Raw genomic sequence first — 14,918 nt, 5'->3', positions numbered from 1 at the left:
CGCCGCCGTACGCGGTTCCCGTCCGGCCAGTAATCTGTGGCAGGAAATATCGACATCCGCTCGGCGCCGGGCCGTCACCCGGGGCTCCGAAAGAGGCAGCCATCAGCGAGTTCGGGCCCACCCGCGCGGCTCTCGCCGACACCTACGTCGGCGAGGACGCGGTGTTGACCTACGCCCGGGCGCAGTCGGCGCGGACCGGGATCCGGGCGATCGGGCCGAGCGGCGGCGCCTGCCTGCGGCTGCTGGCCGCCGCGCTGGACGCCAAGGCGGTGGCCGAGATCGGCACCGGGACGGGCGTCTCCGGGGTCTATCTGCTGCGCGGGATGCGGCCGGACGGGGTGCTGACCACCGTCGACTCCGAGCCGGTGCGCCAGCAGTTGGCCAAGGAGGCCTACCAGGCGGCCGGATTCGCGGCCAACCGCTCGCGGTTCATACCGGGCCGGGCGCTGGAGGTGCTGCCGCGGCTCGCGGACGGCCAGTACGACCTGGTGTTCTGCGACGGCGACCCGGCGGAGTCCCGGGAGTACCTGGCGGAGTCGCTGCGGCTGCTGCGGACGGGCGGGATGGTCTGCTTCGAGGGCGTCTTCCAGGAGGGCCGGCTGGCCGAGCCGGAACTGCAGGACCCGCAGACGCAGTCGGTCCGGGACCTGGTCCAGGCCGTCCGGGAGAGCGAGGCGCTGCTGCCCGCGCTGCTGCCGGTCTCGGACGGACTGCTCTGCGCCGTGAAGCGCTAGCGGGTTCCGGGAAAAGTACGGGGCCCGGGCCGACGCGATGGTCGTACCCGGGCCCGGCAGCACATCTCCAGGAGATGGCGAGCACCTGCTGCGGTCAGCCGCAGGCCTTCTTCAGGGCCTCGCCGAGGGCGTCGGCCTCGTCAGGCGTGAGCTCCACCACGAGGCGTCCGCCGCCTTCGAGCGGAACGCGCATGATGATGCCCCGCCCCTCTTTGGTGACTTCGAGCGGGCCGTCACCCGTCCGCGGCTTCATGGCCGCCATGCTCGTTCCCCTTCCTGCAACCGCTCAGCTACGCACCGGCAGTCCGTCCACCGCCGGTATCGAACGCATTGATCGGAAGCCATTATCCCGCATGCCACGGCCTGATGACCAACATCACTCTCGGTGCAACCTCGTCCGGACCACCTCAATCCCGCACATTTTCCGGCATAAGCCCCGGCACGGTGGCGGTCCGCACGGCACCGAAAGGTGCGATACCTCACACTCCCCAGGCGGCCGGGCACTCCGGCATCCTGGCAGCGACGATCAGAGCCGATCACGATCAAGGGAGCCCTCGCCCATGTCCGATTCCGTGCTGTACGAGCTGGACGGCGGCCTGGCCGTCATCACCGTCAACCGTCCCGAGGCGATGAACGCGCTGGACGTGGCGACCAAGGTGGCGCTGCGCGACACCGTGACCGCCGCCGCCGAGGACCCGGCGGTGCGGGCGGTGCTGCTGACCGGCGCGGGCGACCGGGCGTTCTGCGTCGGGCAGGACCTCAAGGAGCACCTGGGCCTGCTGAAGCGGGCCGAGGAGACCGGCGAGGGCGCGCTGAAGACCGTCGCCGAGCACTACAACCCGCTGCTGCGGGCGCTGGCCGGGATGCGCAAGCCGACGGTGGCGGCGGTCGGCGGGGTGGCGGCCGGCGCGGGCGCCTCGCTGGCCTTCGCCTGCGACTTCCGGATCCTCGCGGACACCGCCGGCTTCAACACCGCGTTCGCCGGGATCGCGCTGACCGCCGACTCCGGGGCGTCCTGGACGCTGCCGCGGCTGGTCGGGCACGCCAGGGCGACCGAGCTGCTGATGCTGCCGCGCACCGTGAAGGCGGCCGAGGCGATGGAGCTGGGCCTGGCCACCAAGGTCGTGCCGGCCGCCGAACTGGCCGCCGCCGCCCGGGTGTTCGCCAAGGAGCTGGCCGAGGGCCCGACGGTGGCCTACGGCGCGATCAAGGAGTCGCTGGCGTACGGCGCCTCGCACTCGCTGAGCGAGCTGCTCGACAAGGAGGACGAGCTGCAGACGCTGGCCGGCGAGAGCGAGGACCACCGGATCGCGGTCCGCGCCTTCATCGCGAAGGAGAAGCCGAAGTACCTCGGGCGGTAGGGCCCCGCAGGATCACCGCCCGGGGGCGACCCTCGCGTGGCAGTCGGCCAGGTGGTCGTCGACCAGGCCGCAGGCCTGCATCAGCGCGTAGGCGGTGGTCGGGCCGACGAACCGGAAGCCGGCCTTCTTCAGGGCCTTGGCCAGCGCCGTCGACTCGGGCGTGACGGCCGGCACCTCGCCGAGCGTGCGGGGCGCCGGCCGGTCCGGGTCCCCGGCGAACTGCCAGATCAGCGCGTCCAGTCCGCCGTCGAGGTCGCGGGCGACCCGGGCGTTGGCGATCGCCGCCTCGATCTTGGCCCGGTTGCGGATGATGCCGGTGTCGGCGAGCAGCCGCTCGACGTCGTCCTCGCCGAACCCGGCCACCTCGGCGATCCTGAAGCCGGCGAAGGCCGCCCGGAACCCCTCGCGGCGGCGCAGGATGGTGATCCAGGACAGGCCGGACTGGAAGGCCTCCAGGCAGACCCGTTCGAACAGCGCGTCGTCGCCGTGCACCGGGCGTCCCCACTCGGTGTCGTGGTAGACGCGGTAGTCGTCCGCCGAGTCGCCCCAGCCGCAGCGGCGCAGCCCGTCCGCGCCGAGGACGGCACCGCCGGGTTCGGCGCTCACTTCCGCCCCTCGGGCCCGGCGTCCTCCGGGCCCGGGGCCGCGGGGGTCTTGGTGAGCGCGACGGCGGGCTCGACGACCCGGGCGAACTCCTCCAGGCCGGGCAGCGGCTCGGCGCCGTGCTCCGGGCCCTCGCCGGCCTCGACGGCGCCGCGCACCGCGGCCAGCGCCTCCAGCTCGGCGATCCGGGCGTCGCGGTGGGCGAGTTCGGCGCCCAGCCGGTCGAGGACGTCGTCCACCTCGTCCATCCGGTAGCCGCGCACGGCCATCGGCAGGCGCAGCGCCTCGACGTCGCCCTGGCCCAGCGGACGGTCCTGCGGCAGCCGGGCGGAGATGCGGTCCTGCACGGCCTCCGGGAGCGAACCGCCGCCGCCCAGTGCCACCAGCGCGGCACCGCCGACCACCACGGCCATGGCCACCACGATCACCCAGAACACGAGCGGTCCTCCCGATTTTCCGGCCGGCCCCGACTGGAGTGGGATCATGGTCCCGATGGGCCGGGGGCCATCATCGCACTCGCAGCAGCTGTGGAGGAGACATCGGTGGCACTGCGCCTGGGACCACGGGAATTCGGTGACGACGAGCTGGTGATCATGGCGATCGTCAACCGGACGCCGGACTCGTTCTTCGACAAGGGCGCGACCTTCGCCGACGAGGCCGCGTTCGCCGCGGCCGACCGCGCGATGGCCGAGGGCGCCGCGATCCTGGACATCGGCGGCGTGAAGGCCGGCCCGGGCGACGAGGTGAGCGTCGAGGAGGAGCTGCGGCGCACCGTGCCGTTCGTGGCGCAGCTGCGCGAGCGCCACCCCGAGGCCGTGATCAGCGTCGACACCTGGCGGCACGAGGTCGGCGAGGCGGTCTGCGAGGTGGGCGCGGACCTGCTGAACGACGCCTGGGGCGGGGTGGACCCGAAGCTGGCCGAGGTGGCCGCCCGCCACGGCGCCGGGCTGGTCTGCACCCACGCGGGCGGCGCCGAGCCGCGCACCCGGCCGCACCGGGTCGGCTACGAGGACGTGATGGCGGACATCCTGCGGGTGACCGTCGGACTGGCCGAGCGGGCGGTGGGGCTGGGCGTGCGGCGGGACGCGGTGATCATCGACCCGGGGCACGACTTCGGGAAGAACACCCGGCACTCGCTGGAGGCGACCCGGCGGCTGCCGGAGATGACCGCGACCGGGTTCCCGGTGCTGGTGTCGCTGTCCAACAAGGACTTCGTCGGCGAGACGCTCGACAAGCCGGTGGACGAGCGGCTGCTCGGCACGCTGGCGACCACGGCGGTCTCCGCCTGGCTGGGCGCCCAGGTGTACCGGGTGCACCAGGTGGCGGAGACCCGGCAGGTGCTGGACATGGTCGCCTCGATCCGCGGCACCCGCCCCCCGGCGGTCGCCCGCCGGGGACTGGCCTGAGCCCCGCTCGACGGCGCTCGGCCCGCCTCCGGGGCGCTCGCGCTAGATCTCGGTCACCGGACGGCGGGCGTCGGCGAGGATCTTCATGACCTCGTCGATCTCGTCCGTGACGTGGAACAGCTCCAGGTCGTGCGGGGCCGCCTTGCCCTGCGCGACCAGGGTGTTCCGCAGCCAGTCGACCAGCCCTCCCCAGTAGGCGCTGCCGAAGAGGATCACCGGGAAGCGGGTGACCTTCTTCGTCTGCACCAGGGTGAGCGCCTCGAACAGCTCGTCCAGCGTGCCGAGGCCGCCGGGCAGGACGACGAAGCCCTGCGCGTACTTCACGAACATCGTCTTGCGGACGAAGAAGTAACGGAAGTTCAGCCCGAGGTCGACGAACTCGTTGAGCCCCTGCTCGAAGGGCAGCTCGATGCCGAGCCCGACGCTGAGCCCGCCGGCGTCCGAGGCGCCGCGGTTGGCCGCCTCCATCGCGCCCGGGCCGCCGCCGGTGATCACCGCGTAGCCGGCCTCCGCCAGCGCCCGGCCGATCGCCACGCCCGCCGCGTACTCGGGCGAGTCGACCAGGGTCCGGGCGGAGCCGAAGACGCTGACCGCGGGCGGGAGTTCGGCGAGCGCGCCGAAGCCCTCGACGAACTCGGAGGTGATCCGCAGCACCCGCCACGGGTCGGTGTGCAGCCAGTCGGTGGGACCGGTGGTGTCCAGCAGGCGCTGGTCCGTGGTGCTCTCGCCGACCTGGTCCCGGCGCACCAGCACCGGGCCCTTCTGCTTCTCGGGCCACGCCTTCTTCGGGTGCGGCTCGCCCACCTGCTCGGGGCCGTGCCCGTAACGCTTCTCGTCTCCAGTGCCTGTCATGACGAAACCCTACGCCCGCCCCTCCCCTTTTTCAGGCAACGGTGGAAGGTCGGTTGGGCAACCGGAAGATGGCCTCCGGTATCCGGCCGGACGGCCCGCTCAGGCGGTCAGCCAGGCGCGCAGCCGCTCCTCGGTCGCGGCGATGGCGCTCAGCGAGCAGTGCTCGTCCCGCTTGTGCGCCATGTTGGGGTCGCCCGGGCCGTAGTTGACCGCCGGGACGCCGAGCGCGCTGAACCGGGCCACGTCCGTCCAGCCGAACTTGGCGCGGGCGGTGCCGCCGGTCGCGGCGAGGAACGCCTGGGCGGCGGGCTGGTTCAGGCCGGGCAGCGCGCCCGGGGCGAAGTCGGTGACGGTGACCTCGAAGCCGTCGAAGACCTCCCGCACGTGCTTCTCGGCGTCGGCCTCGTCGCGGTCCGGCGCGAAGCGGAAGTTGACCGTCACCACGCACTCGTCGGGGATGACGTTGCCGGCCACGCCGCCGTCGATGCGCACCGCGTTGAGGCCTTCGCGGTACTCCAGGCCGTCGATCTCGACCCGGCGCGCCCGGTACTCGGAGAGCCGGCGCAGCACCTCGCCGGCCTTGTGGATGGCGTTGTCGCCGAGCCAGCCGCGGGCCGAGTGGGCGCGGACGCCGCCGAGCCGGACCTGCGCGCGCAGGGTGCCCTGGCAGCCGCCCTCGACGACCGCCCCGCTGGGCTCCATGAGCACCGCGAAGTCGGCGGCCAGCCAGTCGGGGTGGGCCTGGGCGAGGTGGCCGAGGCCGTTGCGGTGGGCCTCCACCTCCTCGCAGTCGTAGAAGACGAAGGTGAGGTCCCGGTTGGGCTCGGGCAGGGTGGCCGCGAGCCGCAGCTGGACGGCGACGCCGGACTTCATGTCCGAGGTGCCGCAGCCGTGGAGCAGGTCGCCCTCGACCCAGGAGGGCACGTTGTCGGCGATCGGCACGGTGTCGATGTGGCCGGCCAGCACGACGCGCTCGGCGCGGCCGAGGCCGGTGCGGGCGACCACGTTGTTGCCGTACCGGTCGACGGTCAGGTGCGGGTAGGCCCGCAGGGCGGCCTCGATGGCGTCGGCGAGCGCCTGCTCGTCGCCGCTGACGGAGGGGAAGTCGACCAGCTGGGCGGTCAGCGCGCCGCCGTCGAGGGTGAGGTCCAGGGGCGTCTTCGGGCTGCTCATGGTTGCCCAGCCTAGTCCCGCCCGGGCCGCGGGATGTCGCACGGCTGTGACAGTCCGAACGGCAACCGGCTGTCACCGCACATCCGTCCGAGTGGGTACGGTGTCGGTTCGGACGTGCTCGGTGAGAGGGGCGGCGGTGGCGGAGCGAGAGGGCGGCGACGGTGGCGGGGGCGCGGCGCCACGGCGGCGCCGCGGGCCGCTGAGGGTCGTGCTGGTCGGGCTGCTGGTGCTGGCGGTGGTCGCGGTGGCGCTGTTCTGGCTGCGCGACACCAAGCTGCTGACCCCCGAGGGCTGCTCGGTGAAGACGCCGGCCGGCGAGGGCACCCTGGAGCTGCCGCAGGCGGCCAACGCGGCGACCATCTCCGCCGTCGCGCACTCCCGCGGCCTGCCGGACCGGGCGGTGACCATCTCGCTGGCCACCGCGATGCAGGAGTCCAAGATCCGCAACCTGACCGGCGGCGACCGGGACTCGGTGGGCCTGTTCCAGCAGCGGCCCTCGCAGGGCTGGGGCACCGTGCAGCAGATCATGGACCCGGTCTACGCGACCAACAAGTTCCTGGACGGCCTGGTCAAGGTGCCCGGCTACACCCGGCTGCCGCTGACCGACGCCGCCCAGCAGGTGCAGAAGAGCGGTTACCCGCAGGCCTACGCCAAGCACGAGACCAAGGCGACCCTGCTGGCCTCCGCGCTGACCGGCCGCGAGGCGGCCTCGCTGAACTGCGTGGTGCACGACTTCGCCGAGCCGGACACCGACGAGGAGAGCGCCTCGCCGGCCGCCCCGGCCGGGGCCGCGCCCGCCACCGGTGCCGCGACGGCGGCCCGCCCGGACCGGGCCCAGGTGCTGAGCGACCGGGTGCGCCGCGAGTTCGGCCGCACGGTGACCCCGGCCACCGGCTACACCTCCACGATCAAGGGCGCGGAGAACGCCGTCTCGCTGACCCCGGACCCGACCGCGTCCACCGACTCCGGCCCGGACGCCGAGCGGCAGAACGGCTGGGCGGTGGCGCACTGGGCGGTGACGCAGGCCCAGAAGCTGGGCATCGAGACGGTCGCGTACGACGGGAGGATCTGGCGGAAGGCGAAGTCCGAGGACGGCTGGAAGCCGCAGCCGACCGGCACGTCGGCCAAGCTGGTGCTGGTCTCGCTGGCCGCCCCCGCCAAGGGCTGAAACCGGTGCGCCGGGGCCGTTGACGCACTGGTGTCCGGGTTGCCGCCACCCGGGTGATTCGCGTCAACCCCGGTGGACGGCGGTCCGGCCCGGGCGGGCGGGGCGCAGAACCGTCACTCCCCTTGGCCCGTCACGGGCCCGCGCCCCCGGCCGGATGCCCGGCGCGGTGCCCGATGCGTCCGACCATCCGACGATCGGCCCGACGCTTTCCTTGCACGGCCCGCAACCTTCTGGCTTCTCAAGCGGTAACAGTGTCGTCCGCCCGGCGGACGGGACGGACCCAGACCCCTCCGAGGAGCCCCATGTCTCACCCCCTCACGCGCCGGATCGCCCAGGCCGCGCTGCTCGTGGCGGCCGGCGCGACCCCGCTGGTCGCGGCCGGCTCCGCGTCCGCCGCAGACGCCCTGCTGCCCAAGGGCGACCTCGCCGCCCCGCTCGGCCAGCTGACCAACACCGACGCGGGATCCACCCTGCAGCACACCACCCACCAGCTGGGCCAGGCGGCCGGCGACACCGGTGCCGCCACCGTCGCCGCGGGCGTGCCCGCCGCCGCCGACGCGACCGGCAGCATCGTCGCCCAGCAGCTCCCCGAGGCGAACGAGAAGGCCAGCTCGCTGACCGCGCCGGTCGACCAGACCGCCGCCACCACCGGCCAGCTCGCCGGCGTGACCCCGAAGGTCGCCCGGGCCCTGGCCGGCAAGCTCGGCGAGGCCGTCACCGGGCACAGTGCCGCCCCGCAGCGCAGCGCGCACGCCGGCCTCAGCCCGGTCGGCGGGCTCGCCGAGACCGGCGCGATCACCAACGCCGTGCCGGGTGCCAGCGGGGTCGCCCAGGCCATCCCCAGCACCTCCACGGTCACCGACGCGCTGCCGCTCGGCTCGGTCACCCGGGCGCTGCCGGCCGGCCTGCCCGGCGCCGACGTGCTCGGCCTCGCCGAGCACGGGTCGGCCAACCGCCTCGGCGGCGCCGACCTCGGACCGAACAGCCCGCTGAACGGCCTGTCCGGCCTCACGAGCGCGCTCGGCCCGCTGAGCGGCCTGCTGGGCGGCGTCAACGGCGGCTCCCTCAACGGCCTGCCGATCGGCTGAGCCCACCCGCACCACGGCGAGGGGCCGGTGTCCGGAAATCCGGACACCGGCCCCTCGCGCGCTCGTGCGCCCGCGGACTACCGGGCGGCGGCCGCCGCGCGCAGCCGCTCCACGGCCGCCGCGACCCGCTCGTCGGTCGCGGTGAACGCGACCCGCACGAACCGGCCGCCCGCCGGACCGTAGAAGTCCCCCGGCGCGACCAGGATGCCCAGGCCGGCGAGCTCGGCCACCGTCTCCCAGCACGGCCGGTCCTGGGTCGCCCACAGGTAGAGGCTGGCCTCGGAGTGCTCGATCCGGAAGCCGTAGGCCTCCAGCGCCCCGCGCAGCGCCGCCCGCCGGGCCGCGTACCGCTCCCGCTGCTCGGCCACGTGCGCGTCGTCCCCGAGCGCGGCCGCCGTCGCCGCCTGCACCGGGGCCGGCACGATCATGCCGCCGTGCTTGCGCACCTCCAGCAGCTCCCTGACCACCACCGGGTCGCCCGCCACGAAGGACGCGCGGTAGCCGGCCAGGTTGGAGCGCTTGGACAGCGAGTGCACCGCGAGCAGGCCCTCGTGGCCGCCCTCGCCGCACACCCCGGGGTGCAGCACCGAGACCGGCTCGGCCTCCCAGCCGAGCTCCAGGTAGCACTCGTCGCTGACCAGCAGCACCCGGTGCTCGCGCGCCCACGCCACCGTGCGGCGCAGCTCGTCCGCGCCGAGCACCCGCCCGGTCGGGTTGGACGGCGAGTTGACCCACAGCAGGCGCACCCGGGAGCCGTCCAGCTCGTCCACCGAGTCGTACTCGACCGGCTCGGCGCCGCACAGCCGCGCGCCCACCTCGTACGTCGGGTAGGCCAGCCGCGGATAGGCGACCTGGTCGCCGGGGCCGAGGCCCAGCTGGGTCGGCAGCCAGGCGACCAGCTCCTTGGAGCCGACCGTCGGCAGGACGGCCTGCGGGCCGATCTCGGCCCCGAGCCGGCGGTGCAGCCAGCCGGCGATCGCCTCGCGCAGCTCCAGCGGGCCCCAGACGGTCGGGTAGCCGGGCGTGTCGGTGGCCGCGGCGAGCGCCTTCTGGATCACCTCGGGCACCGGGTCGACCGGCGTGCCGACGGAGAAGTCGCAGAGCCCGCCGGGGTGGGCCAGCGCGGTCGCCTTGTACGGCTCCAGCTTGTCCCAGGGGAAGACCGGCAGCAGGTCGGAAACGCGGCGCGCCGCCCCCGGGTGACCCGGGAACGGCGCGTGCGTGCTGTTCTTGGTACTCACAGCTCAGTTGCCACCAGTCGTCAGTGGTCGGCGTTCTGCGGCGGCAGAGCGGCGATGAACGGGTGGTCGCGCTCGATCAGGCCGAGCTTCGAGGCACCGCCGGGCGAGCCGAGGTCGTCGAAGAACTCGACGTTCGCCTTGTAGTAGTCCTTCCACTCCTCCGGCGTGTCGTCCTCGTAGAAGATCGCCTCGACCGGGCAGACCGGCTCACAAGCGCCACAGTCGACACACTCATCCGGGTGGATGTAGAGCGATCGCTCGCCCTCGTAGATGCAGTCAACCGGGCACTCTTCGATGCACGCCTTGTCCTTGACGTCGACACAAGGCTGCGCGATGACGTAGGTCACGCTGTCGTTCCTCCTCGGAAGGGCTCGGCGGCCCATTCTGTTTTCTCGCGTGCGCGGGTGAGCGCGGCGTCGTCGATGCCCGCCCCTAGTATCGCGGGTCGGAGACCGCAAATGCACAGGAGGTGCCCAGATGACCGCCGAAGGGCCGGTTCAGGACCGTCCGGAGGTCCGGATAGATCGCTCCGACGTGGGCCGCAGGGTCTCCGTGCGGCGGCTCGCCGGGTTCGCCGACGACAACCGGCCAGTGTTCCGCGATGTGATCGGGGTGCTCGCATCCTGGGACGGATCCGGACTCACCGTGGTGCCGCGGGCCGGCGATCCGGTCTCCTTCGACGAGAAGCTGCTGGTCGCGGGCAAGGCCGTGCCGCTCTTCCCGGCCCGGCGCGCACCGCTGCCGGCCGCCGGCCCGGCCGAGCTCCAGCGGATCGCCGCCCGCGGCTGGCCCGCCGTCGAGCAGGAGCCGCTGGGCGCCTGGACGCTGCGCGCCTCCTCCGGGTTCACCCGGCGCGCCAACTCCGTACAGGCGCTCGGCGACCCCGGAGTGCCCCTGGACGAGGCGCTCACCACCGCGCGCGGGTGGTACGCGGCGCGCGGGCTGCCGGCCTGGGTGGAGGTCAGCACCCCCGGCTCGCCCGAGCCGCTGCGCGCCGAGCTGGACAGGCTGGGCGCGGCGTACTCGCCGACCCTGGTCCGGGTGGCCGAGCTGGCACCGCTCAGCCGGCTCGGCGACCGGGCCGGGCGCGACCGGGTGCGGCTGGCGCGGACCGCCTCCGCCGACTGGATGTCGCTCTACCGCCGGGTGACCGACGACCCGGCCGTGGAGCGGGCCGCCCGCACGGTGATCCACGGCGGCCCCTCGGTCTGGTTCGCGACCGTGCACGACACCGACGGCTGCCGGACCGAGGGCGACGGCACCCCGCCCGTGCTGGCCGCCGGCCGCTGCGTCGTCGACGGACCGTGGGCCTGCTTCGGCGCCATCGAGGTGGCTCCGTGGGCCCGCCGCCGCGGCCTGGCCACCGCGGTGATGGCGGTGCTCGCCGCCCGGGCCGCCGAGGAGGGCGCGAGCGGCGGCTACCTGCAGGTGGAGGCGGAGAACGCCGGGGCGATCGCGCTCTACGACCGCCTGGGCTTCACGACCAGTCACACTTACCACTACGCGCTCCTGCCGCAGGGGTAGGACGCCCCGGAACCGTCCGCCCCGGAACCGCCTGTCCGTCCGCCCTACGAAAGCCGCCGCCACCGCCGTGACCGAGCAGAGCAGAGCACGCTTCCGGACCGAGGCCCGGGCCGAGCACCCCGATCCGGTGCTGCTCTGCCTGCTCGCTGCCGCCGAGCACACCCCCGCCCCCGACCCGGGGGATCCGGAGGACCTCCAGGGCCCGCCCTCCGTCGACGCCCTGCTCGCCGCCTGCTCGGCGGCCCTGGAGCGGCACGCGGCCGCCGTCCGGCTCGCCGTCGCCGAGCGGGCCCCGGCCGGGCCCGAGGAGACCGCGGCGCTGCTGGCCGCCGTCCTCGGCGGGCGCGAGCGGTTCCACGGGCGGCAGTCCGACTACCGGCGGCTGGAGTCCTCGCTGCTGCCCGACGTGCTGCGCCGCCGGCGCGGGCTGCCGATCATGCTCGCCCTGGTCTGGTCGGCCGTCGCCCGGCGGGCCGGGCTCACCGTGCACGGCATCGCGCTGCCCGGCCACTTCATCGTCGCGGTCGGCGGGCCCGCCGGCGGCGAGGAGTACGTCCTGGCCGACCCGTTCCACGGCGGCCGGCTGCTCGACCTCGAGGACGTGGCCCGGCTGGTGCGCGCCGGCGGGCACGAGTTCGCCCCCGAGCTGCTCACGCCCGCCCAGCCGCTGGACGTCGTGCTGCGGGTGCTCGGCAACATCCGGGCCTGGGCCGCCGACCGTCCGGAGCACGCCCGCACCCAGCTGTGGGCCACCGAACTCGCCCTGCTGCTCCCCCGCCACCCCGCCCAGCTCCGCCTCGAACGCGCCGAACTGCTGGTGCGCACCGGAGACTTCCTGGGCGGGGCGGGCGAGATGGACGAGTACGCGGAGATCCTGGACGCCTTCGACCCGGACACCGCCGCCAAGGTCCGCCAGGAGGCCCGGGCCGCCCGCCACCGGCTGAACTGAGGGCCGCCCCTGAAGCCGGCCCTTCTCGCGGCGATCCGGACCGCCTCGGTGCGGTTGCGGGCCCCGGTCTTCTGGATCGCCATCGACGGGTAGTTGCCCACCGTCCCCTCGGACAGGTGCGGGCGCCCGGCGCGTCCTTCACCAGGAAGGCGTCCGCGCCCGACTCCATCGCCCGCCGCAGGTAGCCGGGGCGGCCGAAGGTCGTCGCGATCACCACCCCTGGTCTGCGGCCGCCGCTCGCGCAGCGCCGCCGGCGCCGCCCGGACCATCCCCTGGTCCTCCGCCAGCGGCACCCGCACGGAGGGCCGGTCGTTCCGAACGTCGCTCATGGCGCCCGGCCCTGCGGCGCGCCCCCGCCACCACGGCCGCGCGGCCCGCGCGCGGCGCCCCTTGAGTCTCCCCCCGGGGGAGACGACAGGCTGGGGCCATGCGGGACGACGAGCTCCACACCACGCTGTATTCCATCGGTGAGCTGGCCCGGCGCACCGGGCTGACGGTGAAGGCCGTCCGCTTCTACGCCGACACCGGGCTCGTCCCGCCCACCACCCGCACGCCGGCCGGCTACCGCCGCTTCGACGTGCACGCCCTGGCCCGGCTCGACCTGGTCCGCACCCTGCGGGAACTGGGCCTCGACCTGGCCACGGTCCGCCGGGTGCTGGACCGTTCCGCCCCGCTGCGCGAGGTGGCCGCCGCACACGCCGACGCGCTGGACGTGCAGATCCGCACGCTCCGGCTGCGCCGGACGGTGCTGCGGGCGATCGCCGAACGCGGCCCCACGACCGAGGAGACGAGACGCATGCACCAGCTCGCGAAACTGTCCGACGCCGAACGTCGGCGCCTGGTCCACGACTTCATCGACGCCACCTTCGGCGGCCTGGACGCCAACCCGGAGTTCGTCGCGATGATGCGTGCCGCCATGCCGGAGCTGCCCGACGAGCCGACCGTCGAACAGATCGACGCCTGGGTGGAGTTGGGCGAACTCGTGCAGGACGACGACTTCCGCGCCGCGGTCCGCCGGATGGCCGTCCACCAGGCCGCCGAACGGGCCGCGGGGGACGACACCGGCCTGCACGCCGCCCTCTCCGAGACCGTCCGCGGCACCGTCACCGCCGCCCTCGCCGAGGGCGTCGCCCCCGGCTCCCCCGCCGCCGCGCCCGTCCTCGACTCGCTCACCGCCGCCTACGCCGACACCTTCGGCCGCCCCGACGACGCCGCGCTGCGGGCCTGGATCCTCGAACGCGTCGAGACCGCCGACGACCCCCGCGCCGAGCGCTACTGGCACCTCCTGGCCACCATCAACGGCTGGCCCCGCCCGGAGAGCCTCCGTGACGTCGTCGCCTGGTTCACCGCCGCCCTGCGGGCCTCGCTGGAGTAGGAGGTCGGACGGGCCGGCTCCCCGCTCCGCGCCCCGACAACCCGCTTGCGCCCGGCCGGCTTTCGAGATGGCATGCCGGAAGGAGCCGAGCGGGAGGCGGGCGGGGATGGGCGTGGAGTGGCGGGAAGTGCTTCCGGACAGCGAGCTGGGGGCGGTCCTGGGGGTGGTGCGGCGGTGCCTTGCGGCGGACGGGGGGCTGCCGGTGACCGGCGAGCCCTCCTTCGTCAACCGGCGGTACGACGGGCCGGGGACCGTCCGGATCGGGGCGTACGAGCAGGGCCGGCTGGTGGCCTGCGGGGCGGCGCGCCCCTACGCCCACCGCTGGTCGCTGGTGGGGGCGGTGGACCCGGACTTCCGGGGCCGGGGGCTCGGCGGGGAACTGCTGGACCGGCTGATGACGGCGGCGGAGACCGTCGTCCAGGTGGAGACGGAGGCGCTGACGCCCGCCGCCGAGGAACTGTTCCACGCGCGGGGGCTGCGGCAGGTGTTCGCCGAGGACGTGTTCCGGCTGGGGCCCGAGGTGCCGCCGGAACAGGCCGCCCTGCCGGACGGGATCCGGGTGGAGGAGTGGGGCGAGGAGACCCGGGGGGCGTTCTGCCAGGCGTACTGCGCGTCGTTCGCGGACCGGCCGGGGTACCCCGGCCTGACGCTGGAGCAGTGGGTGAGCTGGCTGGTCGAGGACGACTTCCGGCCCGACGCCTCGCTGCTCGCCCGGGACGCCGCCGGTGCGCCGGTCGGCTTCGTGGTGTGCGCCGAGGGGTTCCTCGTCCAGCTCGGGGCCGTGCCCGCCTGGCGGCGGCGCGGGCTCGGCCGGGCGCTCGCGGCGGCGGCGCTGGCGCGGTTGCGGGCGGCGGGGGACGCGGAGGTGTTCCTGGACGTGAACGTGAACAACCCGGCGTCCGCGGCCCTGTTCCGGGGGCTGGGGTTCACCGGGGTGAGCCGGCGGGCCCGGTTCGAACGCCGGTAGGGGCGGTCCCCGTGGCGGGGCCGCCGGCCTCGGTGAAGGCGGCGCACGGGATCAGGGCGAGCAGCAGCACGACGAGCACCGCCACGACAGGCTTCGGCATGCCCGTCATGCTGCCCCCGGGCGGGATCGGCGGCGCCACGCCGTCGCGGGCGGGGCGCGGAGTTCCTCCGCCCGGACCAGCCCCGGACCGGCCGTTCAGGAGGTCGGCACCGTGCAGACCGTGGCGCTCTCGCCGTGCCGCACGACGTCGGTGACCGCCTCGCGCAGCGCCCAGGCCGGCGCGCCCGCCTCCTCGGGAGCCAGGCCCGGCCAGGCGTCGATCAGCGACTGCCGGGCGGCCTTCTCGATGTCGGCGACCTGCGCCCGCGCCGCCTCGTCCCTGCCGGCGTCCGTGCCGTGCTGGTCCACCTCAGGGTCCCGCCGGGCCCGGGTGCGGCGGGAGTGGCCGCCGTCGTGCGTCCGGCATGGCATCCGTCG

General features: G+C 74.8%; 17 protein-coding genes and 1 pseudogene. 9 read left to right on the top strand and 9 right to left on the bottom strand.

Annotation, left to right across the window (positions count from 1 at the left end; all coding sequences use genetic code 11):
- Positions 1 to 101 precede the first annotated feature (101 nt).
- Positions 102 to 734: an O-methyltransferase gene (locus ABT093_RS12665; protein WP_350563473.1), complete on the top strand. Its 633-nt coding sequence runs from the start codon at positions 102 to 104 to the stop codon at positions 732 to 734.
- Positions 735 to 828: 94 nt separating this feature from the next.
- Here ABT093_RS12665 and ABT093_RS12660 read toward each other — a convergent pair whose 3' ends face one another.
- Positions 829 to 996: a DUF3117 domain-containing protein gene (locus ABT093_RS12660; protein ID WP_014137929.1), complete on the bottom strand. Its 168-nt coding sequence runs from the start codon at positions 994 to 996 to the stop codon at positions 829 to 831.
- 298 nt (positions 997 to 1,294) lie between these two features.
- Here ABT093_RS12660 and ABT093_RS12655 point away from each other — a divergent pair, with 298 nt between their 5' ends.
- Entirely contained in the window at positions 1,295 to 2,095 is an 801-nt protein-coding gene (locus ABT093_RS12655) for an enoyl-CoA hydratase-related protein (RefSeq protein ID WP_350563370.1), read from the top strand.
- 12 nt (positions 2,096 to 2,107) lie between these two features.
- Here the strand turns inward: ABT093_RS12655 and ABT093_RS12650 are convergent, their stop codons facing one another.
- Together ABT093_RS12650 and ABT093_RS12645 are read right to left on the bottom strand one after the other, a co-directional pair.
- On the bottom strand, positions 2,108 to 2,701 hold the full coding sequence (locus ABT093_RS12650; RefSeq protein WP_350563368.1) for a DNA-3-methyladenine glycosylase I: 594 nt from the start codon (positions 2,699 to 2,701) through the stop codon (positions 2,108 to 2,110).
- Positions 2,698 to 3,135: a DivIVA domain-containing protein gene (locus ABT093_RS12645; protein WP_350563366.1), complete on the bottom strand. Its 438-nt coding sequence runs from the start codon at positions 3,133 to 3,135 to the stop codon at positions 2,698 to 2,700. The genes ABT093_RS12650 and ABT093_RS12645 overlap by 4 nt, the downstream gene beginning before the upstream one ends.
- Positions 3,136 to 3,291: 156 nt before the next feature.
- On the opposite strand from ABT093_RS12645, the gene folP reads away from it, so the two are divergent.
- Positions 3,292 to 4,104: a dihydropteroate synthase gene (gene folP / locus ABT093_RS12640; protein WP_350563471.1), complete on the top strand. Its 813-nt coding sequence runs from the start codon at positions 3,292 to 3,294 to the stop codon at positions 4,102 to 4,104.
- 42 nt (positions 4,105 to 4,146) lie between these two features.
- Here folP and ABT093_RS12635 read toward each other — a convergent pair whose 3' ends face one another.
- Entirely contained in the window at positions 4,147 to 4,956 is an 810-nt protein-coding gene (locus ABT093_RS12635) for an LOG family protein (protein ID WP_350563364.1), read from the bottom strand.
- 99 nt (positions 4,957 to 5,055) lie between these two features.
- Positions 5,056 to 6,129 (bottom strand): succinyl-diaminopimelate desuccinylase, encoded by a 1,074-nt coding sequence (dapE, locus tag ABT093_RS12630; protein WP_350563362.1) that lies wholly within the window; start codon positions 6,127 to 6,129, stop codon positions 5,056 to 5,058.
- Between the two features lie 136 nt (positions 6,130 to 6,265).
- Between dapE and ABT093_RS12625 the strand changes: the two genes are divergently transcribed.
- Both ABT093_RS12625 and ABT093_RS40965 read left to right on the top strand, forming a co-directional pair.
- The gene (locus tag ABT093_RS12625) at positions 6,266 to 7,297 is read left to right on the top strand and encodes a VldE C-terminal domain-containing protein (protein ID WP_350563360.1); all 1,032 of its coding nucleotides are present in this window, start codon (positions 6,266 to 6,268) and stop codon (positions 7,295 to 7,297) included.
- 302 nt (positions 7,298 to 7,599) lie between these two features.
- Positions 7,600 to 8,385: a hypothetical protein gene (locus ABT093_RS40965; RefSeq protein WP_502884204.1), complete on the top strand. Its 786-nt coding sequence runs from the start codon at positions 7,600 to 7,602 to the stop codon at positions 8,383 to 8,385.
- Positions 8,386 to 8,462: 77 nt separating this feature from the next.
- Here ABT093_RS40965 and dapC read toward each other — a convergent pair whose 3' ends face one another.
- A complete protein-coding gene (dapC, locus tag ABT093_RS12615; protein ID WP_350563358.1) occupies positions 8,463 to 9,626 on the bottom strand; it encodes a succinyldiaminopimelate transaminase in 1,164 nt (387 codons plus the stop codon).
- Positions 9,627 to 9,646: 20 nt separating this feature from the next.
- Entirely contained in the window at positions 9,647 to 9,973 is a 327-nt protein-coding gene (fdxA, locus tag ABT093_RS12610; protein ID WP_030061559.1) for a ferredoxin, read from the bottom strand.
- 130 nt (positions 9,974 to 10,103) lie between these two features.
- Here fdxA and ABT093_RS12605 point away from each other — a divergent pair, with 130 nt between their 5' ends.
- Positions 10,104 to 11,150, top strand: a complete 1,047-nt coding sequence (locus tag ABT093_RS12605) for a GNAT family N-acetyltransferase (RefSeq protein WP_350563356.1) — start codon at positions 10,104 to 10,106, stop codon at positions 11,148 to 11,150.
- 67 nt (positions 11,151 to 11,217) lie between these two features.
- Positions 11,218 to 12,099: a transglutaminase family protein gene (locus ABT093_RS12600; protein ID WP_350563354.1), complete on the top strand. Its 882-nt coding sequence runs from the start codon at positions 11,218 to 11,220 to the stop codon at positions 12,097 to 12,099.
- A 20-nt stretch (positions 12,100 to 12,119) separates the two neighbouring features.
- Here the strand turns inward: ABT093_RS12600 and ABT093_RS40960 are convergent.
- Positions 12,120 to 12,316 (bottom strand): annotated as a pseudogene (locus ABT093_RS40960) (DNA-binding response regulator); the annotation flags it as partial.
- Between the two features lie 210 nt (positions 12,317 to 12,526).
- Between ABT093_RS40960 and ABT093_RS12595 the strand changes: the two are divergent.
- Positions 12,527 to 13,474 (top strand): MerR family transcriptional regulator, encoded by a 948-nt coding sequence (locus ABT093_RS12595; protein ID WP_350563352.1) that lies wholly within the window; start codon positions 12,527 to 12,529, stop codon positions 13,472 to 13,474.
- A 127-nt stretch (positions 13,475 to 13,601) separates the two neighbouring features.
- Positions 13,602 to 14,441, top strand: coding sequence for a GNAT family N-acetyltransferase (locus ABT093_RS12590; RefSeq protein WP_350563350.1), 840 nt, complete (start codon positions 13,602 to 13,604; stop codon positions 14,439 to 14,441).
- A 195-nt stretch (positions 14,442 to 14,636) separates the two neighbouring features.
- Here the strand turns inward: ABT093_RS12590 and ABT093_RS12585 are convergent, their stop codons facing one another.
- The gene (locus tag ABT093_RS12585) at positions 14,637 to 14,849 is read right to left on the bottom strand and encodes a hypothetical protein (protein WP_350563348.1); all 213 of its coding nucleotides are present in this window, start codon (positions 14,847 to 14,849) and stop codon (positions 14,637 to 14,639) included.
- Positions 14,850 to 14,918 lie beyond the last annotated feature (69 nt).

Origin of the sequence: Kitasatospora sp. NPDC002551, from assembly GCF_040296005.1 — a bacterium.
In the GTDB taxonomy this organism is placed as follows: Bacteria; Actinomycetota; Actinomycetes; order Streptomycetales; family Streptomycetaceae; genus Kitasatospora.
This window is presented reverse-complemented; position numbering and strand designations above follow the sequence as displayed.

What these genes read in the sequence shown, in the direction of transcription:
- ABT093_RS12660 (WP_014137929.1), bottom strand. Translation starts at nt 996, where the DNA reads ATGGCGGCCATGAAGCCGCGGACGGGTGACGGCCCGCTCGAAGTCACC.
- ABT093_RS12655 (WP_350563370.1), top strand. Translation starts at nt 1,295, where the DNA reads ATGTCCGATTCCGTGCTGTACGAGCTGGACGGCGGCCTGGCCGTCATC.
- folP (WP_350563471.1), top strand. Translation starts at nt 3,292, where the DNA reads ATGGCGATCGTCAACCGGACGCCGGACTCGTTCTTCGACAAGGGCGCG.
- ABT093_RS12635 (WP_350563364.1), bottom strand. Translation starts at nt 4,956, where the DNA reads ATGACAGGCACTGGAGACGAGAAGCGTTACGGGCACGGCCCCGAGCAG.
- dapE (WP_350563362.1), bottom strand. Translation starts at nt 6,129, where the DNA reads ATGAGCAGCCCGAAGACGCCCCTGGACCTCACCCTCGACGGCGGCGCG.
- ABT093_RS40965 (WP_502884204.1), top strand. Translation starts at nt 7,600, where the DNA reads ATGTCTCACCCCCTCACGCGCCGGATCGCCCAGGCCGCGCTGCTCGTG.
- ABT093_RS12605 (WP_350563356.1), top strand. Translation starts at nt 10,104, where the DNA reads ATGACCGCCGAAGGGCCGGTTCAGGACCGTCCGGAGGTCCGGATAGAT.
- ABT093_RS12595 (WP_350563352.1), top strand. Translation starts at nt 12,527, where the DNA reads ATGCGGGACGACGAGCTCCACACCACGCTGTATTCCATCGGTGAGCTG.